This window comes from Nocardioides guangzhouensis, assembly GCF_004519545.1.
Classification (GTDB): domain Bacteria; phylum Actinomycetota; class Actinomycetes; order Propionibacteriales; family Nocardioidaceae; genus Nocardioides; species Nocardioides guangzhouensis.
Genome location: NZ_SDKM01000020.1, coordinates 13,862 through 29,443, shown reverse-complemented (window position 1 = coordinate 29,443; position 15,582 = coordinate 13,862). Strand labels below are relative to the sequence as shown.

Genomic DNA, 15,582 nt, shown 5'->3' with positions numbered 1-15,582 from the left:
GCGGGCGCCTCTCAGGGAGCGAGCCAGGCGCCGAACGGCAGGTTGCGGGCCACCGAGAAGACCAGCACCGGCACCACGACCAGCCAGACCAGGGCGGTCGGCACCCCGGTGGTGCGCCGCGGGGCGCCGGTCCACGAGCGGCGCAGCCAGGCCAGCCAGATCGCCGCCACCAGCGGCAGCGCCAGGACCAGGACCAGGTTGGACGACGCGGCGGCCGGCAGGTCGCCGTGGGTCAGGTCGTTCACGGCCCGGAGGCTGCCGCAACCCGGGCACCACAGCCCGGTCATGGCGTGGAACGGGCAGAAGCCCCACGAGCCGGAGACGTGGGGGTCGCGCAGGTGGAGCGCGAGGGACGCCAGGCCGACGGCACCGGCGGCGGCGAGCGGCGGGACGATCCGACCCGCCCGGCTACGAGCCGGTCCGGGGGGTCCCGGGGCGGGCGGGGCCGCGACCGGGTCAGTGGCCGGGCTCGCCAAGGCCCATCTTCGTCATGACCGCGAACACCACGAGCGCGAGGGGCAGCATCGCGATGCCGACCCAGAACAGGGGCATGCTCACCGGGTCGAGCATGAGGGCCAGACCACCCACGACGAAGCCCGCGAGGCCGATGAACACCGCCGTCCAGGCTGCGGGGGTGTTGCCGTGGTTGTCAGACATGCGGGGCTCCTCGGAACTGCTCGGACGGGGCGCGTTGCGGACAGTCTAGGGCTCAGCTCAGGCGGTCGGGTCGTGCCCCTCGTCGATGGCGCGCCACAGCTCTCCGTCGGCCGCGTCGTCGGGATCGACGACCCGCTCCTTCGGTGCCCCCGGGGCGTCGTACCGGCTGCCCATGGCGGGCCACGCGGCGACGTGGCGGACGGCGAGGAGGGTGGCAGCGACCGAGCCGACCGCGCCGACCAGGGCGGCCCACCACCAGCCGGTCATGCCGGTCTCCACGTCGCCGGCGAGGCCGACCGAGCGGAAGGTCTCGCGCATGTCGTCCTGGGTGCTCCACCAGCCGAGCACCGTGGTCACCAGCAGCCCGACCGCGGCCACCGCGCCGACCACGGCGAGCGCCCGTCGTACCTTCCCGCGGGTCACCAGGACCACGCCCCAGCTGGCCAGGACCAGCAGGCTCAGCGCGCCGGCGAGCGGCATCTGCCCCGCGTCGGCGTACGCCGCCTCGGCCATCGGCACCGCGGCGTCCGAGGCCCCTCCGGTCACCTCGGCCCACTGCCTGGTCCCGGCGACCGCGGCCAACGCTCCCGAGGCCAGGCCTAGCAGCACGACGGGAGCGAACGTACGGCGCGACTCAGGCATCGGCCGGTGCCTCCGCGGACGTGAGCAGGTCGGCGTCGAAGCAGGTGCGGGTGCCGGTGTGACAGGCCGGGCCCTCCTGGTCGACCTTGACCAGCAGGGTGTCGCCGTCGCAGTCGAGCCGGACCTCCTTGACCCACTGGCGGTTGCCCGAGGTCTCGCCCTTGACCCAGTACTCCTGCCGCGAGCGGCTCCAGTACGTCGCCCGCCCGCTGCCCAACGTCCGCGCCAGCGCCTCGTCGTCCATCCAGCCGAGCATCAGCACCTCGCCGGTGTCGTGCTGCTGCACCACCGCCGGCACGAGTCCGTCGGCGGAGCGCTTGAGGCGCGCTGCGATCGCGGGGTCCAGGGAAGTCACGCCCGAAAGCCTAGTTCCGCCCGGTTCCCCCGCCGCAGCCCCCCGCTGGTTGAGGAGGGCGAGGGAGGACGAGCCCGTCTCGAAACCAAGACCCCCACAGCCCGGCCGCTGGTTGAGGAGGGCGGGCCGCGCCCGTCTCGATACCAAGGCCATCGCGAGAGTCCTTGGTTTCGAGACGCTCGCTGGCGCTCGCTCCTCAACCAGCGGGGAGAGACAGGCTCCTGGACCAGCGGGAGGGGGTCAGGCGTCGAGCTCCTCCATGACGTCGTCGGGCACGTCGAAGTTCGCGAAGACGTTCTGCACGTCGTCGAGGTCCTCGAGCGCCTCGATGAGGCGGAACACCTTGCCGGCGGCGTCCTTGTCGAGCTCCACCTGCATGTCGGGCAGGAACGACGCCTCGGCGGAGTCGTAGTCGACGCCGGCCGCCTGCAGCGCGGTGCGTACGTCGACCAGGTCGGTCGCCTCGGAGATCACCTCGAAGTTGTCGCCGAGGTCGTTGACGTCCTCCGCACCCGCCTCGAGGGTTGCCTCGAGCACGTCGTCCTCGGTGACCTGCTTGCCCTCCTGGTCGGCGGGCACCAGCACGACGCCCTTGCGCTTGAACAGGAACGACACCGAACCCGGGTCGGCGAGCGAGCCGCCGTTGCGGGTCATCGCGGTGCGGACCTCCATCGCGGCGCGGTTCTTGTTGTCGGTGAGGCACTCGATGAGCATCGCGACCCCGGCCGGGCCGTAGCCCTCGTACATGATCGTGGTGTAGTCGGCGCCGCCGGCCTCCGCACCGGAGCCGCGCTTGACCGCACGGTCGATGTTGTCGTTGGGGACCGAGGACTTCTTGGCCTTCTGGATCGCGTCGTACAGCGTCGGGTTGCCGCCCGGGTCACCGCCGCCCATGCGGGCCGCGACCTCGATGTTCTTGATCAGCTTGGCGAACATCTTGCCGCGGCGGGCGTCGATGACGGCCTTCTTGTGCTTGGTGGTCGCCCATTTCGAGTGGCCGGACATGCGCTCTCTTCCCGTGTCGCGTTGCGTGTGGCCGGGTCAGCCGTGCCGCACGAGGTCCACGAACAGCTCGTGGATCCGGCGGTCGCCGGTGATCTCCGGGTGGAACGACGTGGCGAGCAGGCCGCCGCGCCGGACCCCGACGATCCTATCCCCGCCGTCCGCGAGGCGGGCTCGCGCGACGACCTCGACCCCGTCGCCCACCTTCTCCACCCACGGCGCGCGGATGAACGTGGCCGGGAAGTCGAAGCCCTCGGACCAGGACGGGTCGAAGCGCACGACCTCCTCGAAGGAGTCGACCTGGCGGCCGAACGCGTTGCGGCGCACGACGACGTCCAGGCCGCCGAACGTCTCCTGCCCGGCGATGCCCGACTCGATGTGGTCGGCCAGCATGATCATGCCCGCGCAGGTACCGAACGCCGGCAGCCCGTCGCGCAGGGCGTCGCGCAACGGCTCGAAGAGGTCGAACGTGCGGGCCAGCTTGTCCATCGTGGTGGACTCGCCACCGGGCAGCACGATCCCGTCGAGGCCGGCCAGCTCGGAGGGGCGGCGTACGCCGACCGTGGCGACGCCGCACGCCTCGAGCATGGCGCGGTGCTCGCGGACGTCACCCTGGAGGGCGAAGACCCCGATCGTCGGACGGGACAAGGATCACCAGCCGCGTTCGGCGAGGCGGTGCGGCTGCGGGAGCTCCTCGACGTTGATGCCGACCATGGCCTCGCCCAGCCCACGGGAGACCTTGGCGACCACGTCGGGGTCGTCGTAGAAGGTGGTGGCCTTCACGATCGCCTCGGCCCGCTGCGCCGGGTTGCCGGACTTGAAGATCCCGGAGCCGACGAAGACGCCCTCGGCACCCAGCTGCATCATCATCGCCGCGTCTGCCGGGGTCGCGATGCCACCCGCGGTGAACAGCACCACCGGCAGCTTCCCGCGCTCGGCGACCTCCCGGACCAGCTCGTACGGCGCCTGCAGCTCCTTGGCCGCGACGTACAACTCGTCGCCCTCCAGCGCCCCGAGACGCCGGATCTCGGCCCGGATGGTGCGCATGTGGGTCACCGCGTTGGACACGTCCCCGGTGCCGGCCTCGCCCTTGGACCGGATCATCGCCGCGCCCTCGGTGATCCGCCGCAGCGCCTCGCCCAGGTTGGTGGCGCCGCACACGAACGGCACCGTGAACGCCCACTTGTCGATGTGGTTGGCGTAGTCGGCCGGGGTGAGCACCTCGGACTCGTCGATGTAGTCCACCCCGAGGCTCTGCAGGACCTGGGCCTCCGCGAAGTGCCCGATCCGGGCCTTCGCCATCACCGGGATCGAGACCGCCTCGATGATGCCGTCGATCATGTCGGGATCGCTCATCCGGGAGACACCGCCCTGGGCGCGGATGTCGGCCGGCACCCGCTCGAGCGCCATCACCGCCACGGCGCCGGCGTCCTCGGCGATCTTCGCCTGCTCCGGAGTGACGACGTCCATGATCACGCCGCCCTTGAGCATCTCGGCCATGCCGCGCTTGACGGTGGCGGTGCCGGTGGTGGGCGTGCCGGTGGTGGGGGTCTCGGGGGTCTGCTCTGCCATGGGACAAATCGTACGGCGCGTGGTCGCCGTCACGGCAATCGGGAGGGTGCTCGCCGCCGCCCGTGCGGAGCGGTCAGGGCTGGGTGGGGCCGGCCTCGGCGTACGCCTGCTGCCGGACCACCCAGATCCGCTGCACCACGGTGACCGTGCTGGCCACCGCCAGCGCCCACAGCGCGATCTCCAGCAGCACAGGGAGGTCGAAGATCCGGCTGAACCCGGTCATCACCAGGATCGCCACCAGCCGGTCCGCGCGCTCGGCGATGCCGACCTTCGCCTGGAAGCCGAGGCTCTCGGCGCGGGCCCGGGCGTAGGAGGTCACCGCGCCCATCACCAGGCACACCAGCGCCAGCACGGTGTAGAGGTCGCTGTCCCCCGGGCCGGAGAAGTAGAGCGCGATGCCGGCGAAGATCGCACCGTCGCCGATCCGGTCCAGCGTGGAGTCGAGGAACGCGCCGAACTTGCTGGTGCGCCCGCTCAGCCGCGCCATGGTGCCGTCGAGGAGGTCGCTGAACACGAAAGCCGTGATCACCAAGACGCCGGTCAGCAGCTTGCCCTGCGGGAAGAACACCAACGCCCCGGCGCACACGCCGAGCGTGCCGACCACGGTGACGGCGTCGGGGCTGACCCCGAGGCGCAGGAGGAGTCGGGCGACCGGCGAGATGACCTTCGTGAAGAAGGCACGGAAACGTTCCATCATGGCGGGAGCAGGCTACCCGCCGGGTCGGCCGGGTCAGCGACGCACCGCGGCGTACGACGCCACGAGTGCCTGCGGGTCGGTGAGCAGGGGTGCGAAGGCGAGCTCGGCGGCTCCCAGGAGCGAGGAGTCCGTGCCGAGCGCGGCGGAGCGGATCACGACCTCGCCGTGCGGGGAGATCAGCCGGGTGCGGTCGAGGACCTCGTTGACGTGATCCTGCTCGGCCTCCCAGACCTGGGCGAGGTGGCCACCGAGGACCACGACCTCGGGGTTGAAGACGTTGATCAGGCCGCGGAGTCCGACCCCGAGCCATTCCGCGACGTTCGCGAGCACCTTCGTGGCCCGCTTCTCCCCCGCCTGCGCGGCAGCCACCACCTCGGCGACCGCCCGCGGGCCGCCACCGGGGAGCCGGCCGGACTGGGTGAGGATCTGGTTCTCACCGATCTTCATCTCCCAGCAGCCGATGTTGCCGCAGCGGCAGGCCGGGCCGTTGCTGTCGACGAGCAGGTGGCCGATCTCGCCGGCGTACCCGTTGGCGCCGCCCATCGGCTGCCCGTTGACCAGGAAGCCGCCACCGATCCCGACCGATCCGCTGAGGTAGGCGACCTCGTTGAAGCCGACCGCTGCGCCGCGGACGTGCTCGGCCAGCGCACCGACGTTCGCGTCGTTGCCGGTCGCCACCGGCATGTCCAGCCGCTTGCGGAGGAGCTCGGTGAAGGGCTCGTCGACCCACCCGAGGTTCGGCGCGAACCGGACCAGTCCGTCCCGCTCACGGACCGCGCCCGGGACGGAGGCTCCGAGGCCGAGGCAGCGGACGTCGTCGCGGCCCGAGAGGACGTCGTCGACCATCTGCGCCAGCGACTCCACGACGTGCTCGACGTCGTGCTCGCCGCGGGCGTGCGGGCGCTCGCGGCGCTCGAGCACCTCGCCGCCGAGCCCGACCAGCGCCACCGCGATGCGGTCGACCCCGAGGTCGACCGCCACCACGGCGTTGTCGCTGCGCGGAACGACGAGGTGCGAGGGGCGTCCGGAGCGGCCCACCGCAACGGACTCCCCCTCGATGACCAGGCCGAGCTGGGTCAGCTCGTTGGCCAGGTCACCGATCGTGCTCCGGTTCAGCCCGGTCTCGCGGGTGAGCGAGGCGCGGCTGGTCGGGCCGGACACGTGGACCCGGGAGAGCAGCCGGCTCATGTTGTTGCGCCGGAGCTGCTCCCTGCCGGCCGCCGGCCGTGCCGGCACCGTGGTCACACCCGTCCGGATGCACGGGCCTTGCGGCGGCTGATCGCGTCGACGCTGGCGGCCAGGAGCAGCACCAGACCGGTGACCAGGTAGACCCGGCCGGACGGCTGGTCGAGCATCAGCATGCCGTTGTTGATGACCGCGATCACGAGGCCGCCGATCACCGCGTCCATGATGCGTCCCTTGCCGCCGAAGAGGCTGGTGCCACCGATCACGGCGGCGCCGACCGCGTAGAGCAGCGTCAGGGAGCCACCGGTCGACGGGGAGACCGAGTTGTCCCGGCTGGCGATCAGCAGGCCGGCCACGGCCGCGAGCGACGAACACATCATGAAGCAGGACAGCTTGACCTGCGCGACGGCGATGCCGGCCCGGCGCGCGGCCTCGGCGTTGCCGCCGACGGCGTACACGTGCCGGCCCCAGGCCGTGCGGCTCAGCATGAACGTGAGCACGACGAGCAACCCGAACAGGATCACCACGACGATCGGGACGCCCTTCAGCGAGATCAGCGCAGGGTTCCGGGACCGCTCGAGGTTGAAGTAGTACGTCATCCAGAGCAGGACGACCGCCACGGCACCGGTCTTGAGCGCCCAGAGCTGCAGCGAGCCGCCGCCGAGCCCGGCGTCGAGCCGGCGCTTCACGCGCAGGTAGGTCACGAGCCCGTAGGCCAGGATCCCCACGATGCACAGCGTCCAGCCCAGCCAGACCGGCAGGTTCTTGTTCATGATCGCGAGCAGCTTGTCGTCGCGGTAGGGGATGGTGCCGCCCTCGCCGATGATCAGCAGCATCACGCCCTGCAGGCCGAGGAACGCTGCCAGCGTCACGACGAACGACGGGATCCCGAGCCGGGCCACGAGCAGGCCGATGAGGAGACCGATCACGGCGCCGGTGGCGATGCCGGCCAGGATCGCGAGGTACCACGGCCATCCGCGCTCCGTGGCGCAGACGCCGATCACCGCGGCACAGGTGCCCGCAGTGAACCCCGCCGACAGGTCGATCTCGCCGAGCAGGAGCACGAACACCAGGCCCATCGCGATGACCATGACACCGGCGGACTGGTTGAACAGATTGGCGAAGTTGAACTGGTTCGTGAACGTCTCGCCGCGCAAGGAGGTGAAGACGATGACCAGGAAGATCAGGCCGAGGACGGCGGGCAGGGAGCCGACGTCGCCGCCCCGGACCTTGGTGACGTAGTCGCGGGCGATGGTGCCGAGGGTCTCCTTGTGAGCCTCTTCGACCGGGGGCGTGGGCGCCGAGGGAGCCGGCGTGGTGGTGGTGCTCATCGGTCGTTGTCCTTCCGGGGCTCGGCATCGGACTTGCCGGTGGTGATCCACTGCACGACCTGCGAGTTGCTGACCGTGTGGGCGTCGAGCTGGGCGGCCATCTGGCCGAGGTAGAGCACGGCGATGTCGTCGGCCACCGCGAACACGTCGTTCAGGTTGTGGCTGATCAGCACCACGCCGAGGCCGCGGTCGGCCAGCCGGCGTACGAGCTTGAGGACCTGCTCGGTCTGCGCGACGCCGAGTGCGGCGGTCGGCTCGTCAAGGATCACGATGCGGGAGTTCCACAGCACCGCACGGGCGATGGCCACGGTCTGCCGCTGGCCACCCGACAGCGAGGCGACCTGGGTGCGCACGGACTTGAGGGTGCGCACGGACAGCCCGTCGAGCACCTCGCGTGCCTTGATCTCCATGGCCGACTCGTCGAGCAGCGCGCGGGTGGTCTGCTCGCGGCCGAGGAACATGTTGTGGACCACGTCGAGGTTGTCGCACAGCGCGAGGTCCTGGTAGACGACCTCGATGCCGAGGGCGTTGGCGTCACGCGGTCCGTGGACGTGGACCGGCTTGCCCTCGAAGGTGTACTCCCCCGAGTCGAAGGCGTGGATGCCGGCGATCCCCTTGATCAGGGTGCTCTTGCCGGCACCATTGTCGCCGACCAGCGCGGTCACGCGACCGGGGCGGATGTCGAGGTCGACGCCGCGGAGCACGTGCACGGCTCCGAAGCTCTTGTTGATGTTCCGCAGCGAGAGCAGGGGCTCGGCGGAGGCAGTGGTCGGGGTTTCCTCTGCGGTGGCGGTCACGAGGACTCCTGTTGTGTGAGACGAGGAAGGGCACGCCGGACGTGCCCTCCCGCTGGTGCAGATGTCGAGCGAAGGGTCGTGCTGGCTGCGGCGGGGGCGGGACGGGCCCGAGCCCGTCCCGCCGCCGTTCGCGTTACTGGACGCCGTTCTCCTGGCAGAGCTTGGCGTACTGGCCGGTGCAGACGTCGTCGGCGGACTGGAAGCCGTCCGAGATCACCTTGGCCACGCCGTCCGTGTAGATGATCTCCGGAGTAGCCAGCGCGGAGGGCACGTCCACGTTGAGCTCGGTGTCCTTGACCGTGCCGGAGGCCAGGCTGGCGGCCTTCTCCTTGTCACCGTTGATCAGCGCGATGGCCAGGTCCGAGGCGGCCTTGGCCTCGAGGTTGGTGTCCTTGTAGACCGTCATGCACTGGGTGCCGGCGAGGATCCGCTGCAGGCCCTCGACGCTGGCGTCCTGGCCGGTGACCGGGACCTTGCCGTCGAGCCCGTTGGCCTTGAGGCGGGCGATGATGCCGCCGGCCATGGTGTCGTTCGCGGAGACCACACCGTCGACCTTGCCGTTGTTCTGCGTGAAGATCTGCTCGAACGCCGTTCCGGCCTTCGTCGCGTCCCACTCACCGGTCTGGTCGCCGACCAGCTTGTAGTCGCCCGAGTCGAACTTCGGCTGCAGGTTCTGCTGGTAGCCCGACTTGAAGAGCGCGGCGTTGTTGTCGTTCGGGTCGCCGTTGATGAACACGATGTTCGCCTTGGTCTTGCCTGCGTCGTCGAGGCACTTCGTGAGGCCCTCACCCATGAGGTCGCCGACCTTCACGTTGTCGAACGACACGTAGTACGACGCGCCGCCACCGAGGGTGAGCCGGTCGTAGTCGATGCTCTGGATGCCGGCGTCCTTCGCCTTCTTCAGACACGCGGACCCGGACTCGGAGTCGAGGTTCACGATCATCAGGACCTGGACGCCCTCGTTGATCATGCTGTCGCAGATGCTGCCGAACTTGGCCACGTCGCCGTCGGCGTTCGTGATCGTCGACTCGATGCCCGCGTCGTCGAACGCCTGCTGCAGGCTCGGACGGTCGTTGGCCTCCCACCGAGGCGACGTCGTCGCGTCAGGCAGGATCACGCCCACCTTCTTGGCGGAGTCACTGCTGCCGCCGTCGCCGCCGTCGTCGCTGGTGTCGCTGCCGCAGGCCGTGAGTGACAGTGCCCCGAGCACTCCGACCGCCGCCAGCGCCACCAGGCGCCTCGTACCCAACCTCATGCCCATGACTTGTCCTCCGTCGTAATTGGGGCTTGCGGTGTGACTCGCGTCACGGTGTATGTTGCGAGTCACAACATACTCAGCGCCAGAGGGCGGCACAACCCCCTCGCCGAGCCATCTTTGTTGGATCACGGAACGAACATCTGGAGGCAGACCATGAACGACTGGGCAGGGCTCCGGCCCACACGCGACGACCGGTTCTCGTTCGGGTTGTGGACCGTCGGCTGGCAGGGCGTCGACGTGTTCGGCGGGGCGATCCGGGAGCCTCTCGACCCGGCGGAGGCGGTGCACCGGCTCTCCGACCTCGGCGCGTACGGCATCACCTTCCACGACAACGACGTGTTCCCGTTCGGTGCCGACGCCGGCGTCAAGCAGCAGCACCTCGCACCTCTGCGGCGGGCGCTGGAGGAGACCGGGCTCGAGGTCCCGATGGTGACCACGAACCTCTTCTCCCACCCGGTGTTCCGCGACGGCGGGTTCACCAACAACGACCGCGACGTGCGCCGGTTCGCGCTCCGCAAGGCGCTCGACAACATCGACCTCGCCGCCGAGCTGGGGGCGCACATCTTCGTGGCGTGGGGCGGCCGCGAGGGCGCCGAGTCCGGCGCGGCCAAGGACATCAGGACCGCGCTCGACCGGTACGCCGAGGGGTTCGACCTGATGGCGGCGTACGTCCTGGACCAGGGCTACGACATGCGGTTCGCCATCGAGCCCAAGCCCAACGAGCCCCGTGGCGACATCCTGCTGCCCACGGTGGGGCACGCCCTGGCCTTCATCGAGGAGCTCGAGCACTCCGAGCTGGTCGGCGTGAACCCCGAGACCGGGCACGAGGAGATGGCCTCGCTCAACTACGCGCACGGCCTGGCCCAGGCGCTGTGGCACGGAAAGCTGTTCCACATCGACCTCAACGGCCAGACCGGCCCGCGCTACGACCAGGACCTGCGGTTCGGGGCCGGCAACGCGCGCGGCGCGTTCTGGACCGTCGACATCGTCGAGAACGGCGGGTACGACGGCCCCCGGCACTTCGACTACAAGCCGCCGCGCACCGAGGACATGGACGGCGTGTGGGCGACCGCCGAGGCGTGCATGCGGAACTACCTGATCCTGCGGGAGAAGGTGCGCGCGTTCCGGGCCGACCCTGAGGTCCAGCAGGCGCTGCGCGACGCCCGGGTCGACCAGCTCGCGGAGCCGACGATGGCTCCGAACGAGACCGTGGCCGACCTCCGCAAGGAGTCGTTCGACCCGGACGAGGCGGCCCGCCGCGGCATGGGCTTCGAGCGTCTGGACCAGCTCGCGCTCGAGCACCTCTACGGCACGCGGGGCTGAGCGTGGCGCTGGTCGCGGGAGTCGACTCCTCCACCCAGGCCTGCAAGGTGGTCGTCGTCGACGGGGCCGACGGCCGGACGGTGCGCACCGGCCGGGCCGCGCACCCCGACGGCACCGAGGTCGACCCCGAGGCATGGTGGTCCGCGCTGCAGGAGGCGATCCGGGCCGCCGGCGGGCTCGACGACGTCGCGGCGGTGTCGGTGGGCGGGCAGCAGCACGGCATGGTCTGCCTCGACGAGGACGGCGCCGTGGTCCGGCCCGCCCTGCTCTGGAACGACACCCGGTCCGGTGACGCCGCCGCCGAGCTGGTCGCCGAGCTCGGCGGCCCGGCGGCCTGGACGGAGGCGGTGGGCAGCGTCCCGGTGGCGTCGTTCACGGTCACCAAGCTGCGCTGGCTGGCCACCCACGAGCCGGCGGCCGCGGCCCGCACCGCCGCGGTCTGTCTCCCCCACGACTGGCTGACCTGGCGGCTCGGCGGCACCACTGACCTGACGGACCTCGCCACGGACCGCTCCGACGCGAGCGGCACGTCGTACTGGTCGCCCCTGGAGGACGCCTACCGCCCCGAACTCGCCGAGCGGGCGCTCGGGCACGCTCCCCTGCTCCCCCGGGTGCTGGGGCCGGCGGAGTCCGCGGGGACCACGCCGTGGGGCGCGGTGCTGGGGCCGGGCGCCGGCGACAACGCCGCGTCCGCGCTCGGCCTGCGGGCCGGGCCGGGCGATGCCGTGGTGTCGATCGGCACCTCGGGCGTGGCCTGCGCGGTCTCCGACGTCGCCGCCGCGGACAGCACGGGCACCGTCGCCTCCTTCGCGGACGCCACCGGGCGGTTCCTGCCACTGGTGGCGACGCTCAACGCCGCCCAGGTCCTCGACTCCACCGCCCGCTTGCTCGGCGTCGACCACGCCGGTCTGTCCGGCCTGGCGCTGGAGGCGCCGCCGGGTTCCGGTGGCGCGGTGCTGGTGCCGTACTTCGCCGGGGAGCGCACGCCCAACCGGCCCCGCGCCACGGCCTCGCTGCACGGCCTGGACGCGACGTCGTGGAGCCGCGCCCACCTGGCCCGGGCGGCCGTCGAGGGGCTTCTGTGCGGGCTCGCCGACGCGCTCGAGGCGCTGGAGGAGCAGGGCGCCGACGTACGCCGGGTGCTGCTGACCGGCGGCGCTGCCGCCTCGCCCGCGGTCCAGGACGTCGCGCCGCGGGTGCTGGGCCGGACCGTGCTGGTCCCGGCCCCCGACGAGTACGTCGCCCGCGGGGCGGCGTACCAGGCGGCCTGGACGCTGACCGGCACCCCGCCTGACTGGCCCGCCCCGCCCGCGTCCACCCACGAGGCCCCGGTCACCCCGGGCCTGCGCCAGCGGTACGCCGTGGCCCGCGACCTGGTCCTGGAGCGGGTGGATGCACCTCACGGTTCCCCGGTCGACCGGTGAATCAGGTGCTGGTCAGGCGTTTCAACCCCTGACCAGCACCTGACATCCCTGACCGGGCTCTCAGACCAGCTCGGGCAACCGCAGGTGGGCGAGGGCGAGGTCGAACTCGGCGATGTCGAGGAACTCGACGCCGAGCTCGCGTGCCGCCATGTCCCTGATCTCGCGGGCCCGCTCGCGGGTGCCGACCAGCGCCTCCCGGGAGTCGAACGTGACCGTGCCGCAGGTGAGGCCGCGGGCACGGTCGATCAGGAGGCTGGCACTGCAGAAGCCGTCCATCAGCTCGAAGGCGGCGAGCAGCCGGGTGCGCCACATCTCGACGGTGGCGTCCATGTCCCGCGGCCGGGCCCAGGTCACCCGGCAGCAGGTCCGGTCGGTCGTGGCGTGGTCGCGGTGCATCACGGCCACCTCCCACTCCTCGACCTGCGGGGTGCCGCCGAGGAGCTCCCCACCGCGGCCGCGGTACGTCGCGACGGCCTGGTCGGTGGCCCGCATCGACGCCTCGTCGCGCCAGGAGCTGGTCGCGATGCAGCGTCCGTTCTCCCGGTCGACGAGGAGGGACATCCCGACGCAGCCGTCCATGGCCATGATCGCCGGCATCGCCTCGTCGCGGATGAAGGTGATCCCACCTTCGACGGCGCCCGGGTCACCCTGGATCGTGGTGGAGCGCGCAAACATCTCGAAAGCCTCCTCGGGGGTCGGAGGCGACGCCCGGGCGGCGCCGCCGCTCCGGACCACGTTCCTCCGGTCCGACCCCGGAAGCAACGAGGAGGAGACTTCCGGGCGCTGTGGTCAGGACCGGACCGGCGGCCACGCCTCGGCCAGCAGCTGCCGGGTGTCGGTCAGCAGCTCGGGCAGGGTCTTGGTGCGGCCGATGATCGGCATGAAGTTCTGGTCGCCGGGCCAGCGCGGGACCACGTGCTGGTGCAGGTGGGCGGAGATGCCGGCACCGGCGATCGCGCCCTGGTTCATGCCGAGGTTGAAGCCGCCGGCGCCGGATACCTCCCGGATCACCGTCATGGCCCGCTTCGTGAGGGCCGCGATCTCGGCGGCCTCCGTGTCCGTGGTCTCCGTGTAGTCGGCGACGTGGCGGTAGGGGCAGATCATCAGGTGCCCCGGCGCGTAGGGGTAGAGGTTGAGCACGACGAACGCGAGCTCACCGCGCGCCACCACCAGACCCTCCTCGTCCGGCAGGCCGGGCACCCGGCAGAACGGGCACTCCCCCGGCGTGCCGTCGGCCGGCTTCTTCTCGCCCCGGATGTAGGCGATCCGGTGCGGGGTCCACAGCCGGTCGAGCTGGTCGGGGTCCCCCACGCCGTCCTGGCTCACGCGATGGTCGTCGACGCCGTCCATCACACCTGGGCCCGGGTCGCGATCGCCTCGGCGACCCGGGCGATCGCCTCCTCGACCGGGACGCCGTTCTCCTGGTGGCCGTCGCGGTAGCGGAACGAGACGGCGCCCGAGGCCATGTCGTCGTCCCCCGCGATCAGCATGAAGGGCACCTTCTGGAGCTGGGCGTTGCGGATCTTCTTCTGCATCCGGTCGTCGGAGTCGTCGACCTCGACCCTGATGCCGGCCGCCTGCAGGCGCTTCGCGACGTCGTACAGGTAGTCGTTGTGGCGTTCGGCGATCGGGATGCCCTGCACCTGCACCGGCGCCAGCCAGGGCGGGAACGCGCCGGCGTAGTGCTCGACCAGCACGCCGTAGAACCGCTCCAGCGAGCCGAACTTGGCGGAGTGGATCATCACCGGCTGCTGGCGCGAGCCGTCGGCCGACTGGTACTCGAGGTCGAAGCCGGCCGGCTGGTTGAAGTCGTACTGGATGGTCGACATCTGCCAGGTGCGACCGATCGCGTCGCGCGCCTGCACGGAGATCTTCGGGCCGTAGAACGCGGCCCCGCCCGGGTCCGGCACCAGCTCGAGGCCGGTCTCGGCGGCCGCCTCCTCGAGGATCCGGGTCGCGCTCTCCCACTGCTCGTCCGAGCCCATGAACTTGTCCTTGGACTCGTCCTTGGTGGACAGCTCGAGGTAGAAGTCGTCGAGCCCGAAGTCGCGCAGCAGCCCGAGCACGAAGCCGAGCAGGTGCTTGACCTCGTCGGCGGCCTGCTCCGGCATGCAGTAGGAGTGCGAGTCGTCCTGGGTTAGGCCCCGCACCCGGGTGAGGCCGTGCACGACGCCCGACTTCTCGAAGCGGTAGACGGTGCCGAACTCGAAGAGCCGCAGCGGCAGCTCACGGTAGGACCGGCCGCGCGAGCGGTAGATCAGGTTGTGCATCGGGCAGTTCATCGCCTTGAGGAAGTAGCGCGCGCCCTCCATCTCCATGGGCGGGAACATGGTGTCCTCGAAGTACGGCAGGTGCCCGGAGGTGTGGAACAGCCCCTCCTTGGTGATGTGCGGGGTGCCGACGTACTGGAAGCCCTCGTCGATGTGCCGCTGCCGGACGTAGTCCTCCATCACCCGCTTGATCACGCCACCCTTGGGGTGGAAGACGGCGAGGCCCGAGCCGAGCTCGTCGGGGAAGCTGAACAGGTCGAGGTCGCGCCCGAGCTTGCGGTGGTCGCGGCGCTCGGCCTCCTCGATGCGGTGCAGGTGCTCCTCGAGCGCCTCCTTCGACTCCCACGCGGTGCCGTAGATGCGCTGGAGCTGCTTGTTCTTCTCGTCCCCGCGCCAGTACGCCGCGGCGGAGCGCATCAGCTTGAACGCCGGGATCCGCTTGGTGGTGGGCAGGTGCGGGCCGCGGCACAGGTCCTTCCACGCCCGCTCGCCCCTGCGGTCGAGGTTGTCGTAGATGGTGAGCTCGCCGGCGCCGACCTCGACGGAGGCGCCCTCGGCCGCGCCCTCGGCGTGCCCGGAGCCCTTGAGCCCGATCAGCTCGATCTTGTAGGGCTCGTCGGCCAGCTCGTCGAGCGCCTCGGCGTCGCTGACCGCGCGGCGGGAGAACTTCTGGCCCTCCTTGACGATCTTGCGCATCCGGGTCTCGATCCTCGCGAGGTCCTCGGGCACGAACGGGGTCTCGACGTCGAAGTCGTAGTAGAAGCCGTTCTCGACCGGCGGGCCGATGCCGAGGCGCGCGTCCGGGAACAGGTCCTGGACGGCCTGGGCGAGGACGTGCGCGGTCGAGTGCCGCAGGATGTCGCGGCCGTCGGCCGAGTCGATCGCGACGCCCTCGACGACCGACCCGTCGGCCAGCTCGTGTGACAGGTCGCGGAGCACCTCGTCGACCCGGGCGGCGATCACCTCGGGGCTGTCGGCGAAGAGCTCCCAGGCCTTCGTGCCGGTGGCCACCGTGCGCTCGGCCTTGCTGTCGGCGGCGACGACGGTGACCTGGATCTCGGGCACGGAG

The 15,582-nt window shown here is 71.2% G+C and carries 17 protein-coding genes; 2 read left to right on the top strand and 15 right to left on the bottom strand.

Annotation, left to right across the window (positions count from 1 at the left end; translation table 11 throughout):
* Window positions 1–11: 11 nt before the first annotated feature.
* The 12 genes from EKO23_RS26495 to EKO23_RS14180 form a co-directional block, all read right to left on the bottom strand.
* Window positions 12–476 carry a DUF2752 domain-containing protein gene (locus EKO23_RS26495; protein ID WP_281280936.1) on the bottom strand — a complete coding sequence of 155 codons (465 nt, stop codon included), beginning with the start codon at window positions 474–476 and terminating at the stop codon, window positions 12–14.
* Window positions 457–657 (bottom strand): HGxxPAAW family protein, encoded by a 201-nt coding sequence (locus tag EKO23_RS14230; protein ID WP_134718403.1) that lies wholly within the window; start codon window positions 655–657, stop codon window positions 457–459. The genes EKO23_RS26495 and EKO23_RS14230 overlap by 20 nt, the downstream gene beginning before the upstream one ends.
* A gap of 57 nt (window positions 658–714) precedes the next feature.
* Entirely contained in the window at window positions 715–1,299 is a 585-nt protein-coding gene (locus tag EKO23_RS14225; RefSeq protein ID WP_134718401.1) for a Trp biosynthesis-associated membrane protein, read from the bottom strand.
* Complete coding sequence (gene hisI / locus EKO23_RS14220) at window positions 1,292–1,654, bottom strand: phosphoribosyl-AMP cyclohydrolase (protein WP_246051087.1); 363 nt, start codon at window positions 1,652–1,654, stop codon at window positions 1,292–1,294. Before hisI ends, EKO23_RS14225 begins: the two co-directional genes overlap by 8 nt.
* 240 nt (window positions 1,655–1,894) lie before the next feature.
* Complete coding sequence (locus EKO23_RS14215) at window positions 1,895–2,659, bottom strand: YebC/PmpR family DNA-binding transcriptional regulator (RefSeq protein WP_134718397.1); 765 nt, start codon at window positions 2,657–2,659, stop codon at window positions 1,895–1,897.
* Window positions 2,660–2,695: 36 nt separating this feature from the next.
* On the bottom strand, window positions 2,696–3,304 hold the full coding sequence (gene pdxT / locus EKO23_RS14210) for a pyridoxal 5'-phosphate synthase glutaminase subunit PdxT (protein ID WP_134718395.1): 609 nt from the start codon (window positions 3,302–3,304) through the stop codon (window positions 2,696–2,698).
* Between the two features lie 3 nt (window positions 3,305–3,307).
* Window positions 3,308–4,228: a pyridoxal 5'-phosphate synthase lyase subunit PdxS gene (pdxS, locus tag EKO23_RS14205; protein ID WP_134718393.1), complete on the bottom strand. Its 921-nt coding sequence runs from the start codon at window positions 4,226–4,228 to the stop codon at window positions 3,308–3,310.
* Window positions 4,229–4,301: 73 nt separating this feature from the next.
* Window positions 4,302–4,925: a phosphatidylinositol phosphate synthase gene (gene pgsA, locus EKO23_RS14200; protein ID WP_134718391.1), complete on the bottom strand. Its 624-nt coding sequence runs from the start codon at window positions 4,923–4,925 to the stop codon at window positions 4,302–4,304.
* Window positions 4,926–4,958: 33 nt separating this feature from the next.
* Window positions 4,959–6,170, bottom strand: a complete 1,212-nt coding sequence (locus EKO23_RS14195) for an ROK family protein (RefSeq protein ID WP_246051086.1) — start codon at window positions 6,168–6,170, stop codon at window positions 4,959–4,961.
* Window positions 6,167–7,441, bottom strand: coding sequence for a sugar ABC transporter permease (locus EKO23_RS14190; RefSeq protein ID WP_134718389.1), 1,275 nt, complete (start codon window positions 7,439–7,441; stop codon window positions 6,167–6,169). The genes EKO23_RS14195 and EKO23_RS14190 overlap by 4 nt, the downstream gene beginning before the upstream one ends.
* On the bottom strand, window positions 7,438–8,238 hold the full coding sequence (locus EKO23_RS14185) for an ATP-binding cassette domain-containing protein (protein WP_134718387.1): 801 nt from the start codon (window positions 8,236–8,238) through the stop codon (window positions 7,438–7,440). Before EKO23_RS14185 ends, EKO23_RS14190 begins: the two co-directional genes overlap by 4 nt.
* A 133-nt stretch (window positions 8,239–8,371) precedes the next feature.
* Complete coding sequence (locus EKO23_RS14180) at window positions 8,372–9,493, bottom strand: sugar ABC transporter substrate-binding protein (protein ID WP_134718385.1); 1,122 nt, start codon at window positions 9,491–9,493, stop codon at window positions 8,372–8,374.
* 156 nt (window positions 9,494–9,649) lie between these two features.
* On the opposite strand from EKO23_RS14180, the gene xylA reads away from it, so the two are divergent.
* Window positions 9,650–10,819 (top strand): xylose isomerase, encoded by a 1,170-nt coding sequence (xylA, locus tag EKO23_RS14175; RefSeq protein WP_134718383.1) that lies wholly within the window; start codon window positions 9,650–9,652, stop codon window positions 10,817–10,819.
* Between the two features lie 2 nt (window positions 10,820–10,821).
* The gene (gene xylB / locus EKO23_RS14170) at window positions 10,822–12,243 is read left to right on the top strand and encodes a xylulokinase (protein WP_134718381.1); all 1,422 of its coding nucleotides are present in this window, start codon (window positions 10,822–10,824) and stop codon (window positions 12,241–12,243) included.
* Between the two features lie 60 nt (window positions 12,244–12,303).
* Here the strand turns inward: xylB and EKO23_RS14165 are convergent, their stop codons facing one another.
* From EKO23_RS14165 to thrS, 3 genes are all read right to left on the bottom strand, one after another.
* Window positions 12,304–12,918 (bottom strand): hypothetical protein, encoded by a 615-nt coding sequence (locus EKO23_RS14165; RefSeq protein WP_134718379.1) that lies wholly within the window; start codon window positions 12,916–12,918, stop codon window positions 12,304–12,306.
* 114 nt (window positions 12,919–13,032) lie between these two features.
* Window positions 13,033–13,593, bottom strand: a complete 561-nt coding sequence (locus EKO23_RS14160; RefSeq protein ID WP_134718377.1) for an HIT family protein — start codon at window positions 13,591–13,593, stop codon at window positions 13,033–13,035.
* Window positions 13,593–15,578: a threonine--tRNA ligase gene (thrS, locus tag EKO23_RS14155; RefSeq protein WP_134718496.1), complete on the bottom strand. Its 1,986-nt coding sequence runs from the start codon at window positions 15,576–15,578 to the stop codon at window positions 13,593–13,595. The genes EKO23_RS14160 and thrS overlap by 1 nt, the downstream gene beginning before the upstream one ends.
* Window positions 15,579–15,582: the final 4 nt, after the last annotated feature.

Excerpts from the sequence above, each read along its gene's own strand:
- EKO23_RS14230 (WP_134718403.1), bottom strand. The coding sequence starts at position 657 with ATGTCTGACAACCACGGCAACACCCCCGCAGCCTGGACGGCGGTGTTC.
- EKO23_RS14225 (WP_134718401.1), bottom strand. The coding sequence starts at position 1,299 with ATGCCTGAGTCGCGCCGTACGTTCGCTCCCGTCGTGCTGCTAGGCCTG.
- EKO23_RS14215 (WP_134718397.1), bottom strand. The coding sequence starts at position 2,659 with ATGTCCGGCCACTCGAAATGGGCGACCACCAAGCACAAGAAGGCCGTC.
- pdxS (WP_134718393.1), bottom strand. The coding sequence starts at position 4,228 with ATGGCAGAGCAGACCCCCGAGACCCCCACCACCGGCACGCCCACCACC.
- pgsA (WP_134718391.1), bottom strand. The coding sequence starts at position 4,925 with ATGATGGAACGTTTCCGTGCCTTCTTCACGAAGGTCATCTCGCCGGTC.
- EKO23_RS14190 (WP_134718389.1), bottom strand. The coding sequence starts at position 7,441 with ATGAGCACCACCACCACGCCGGCTCCCTCGGCGCCCACGCCCCCGGTC.
- EKO23_RS14180 (WP_134718385.1), bottom strand. The coding sequence starts at position 9,493 with ATGAGGTTGGGTACGAGGCGCCTGGTGGCGCTGGCGGCGGTCGGAGTG.
- xylA (WP_134718383.1), top strand. The coding sequence starts at position 9,650 with ATGAACGACTGGGCAGGGCTCCGGCCCACACGCGACGACCGGTTCTCG.
- EKO23_RS14165 (WP_134718379.1), bottom strand. The coding sequence starts at position 12,918 with ATGTTTGCGCGCTCCACCACGATCCAGGGTGACCCGGGCGCCGTCGAA.
- EKO23_RS14160 (WP_134718377.1), bottom strand. The coding sequence starts at position 13,593 with ATGGACGGCGTCGACGACCATCGCGTGAGCCAGGACGGCGTGGGGGAC.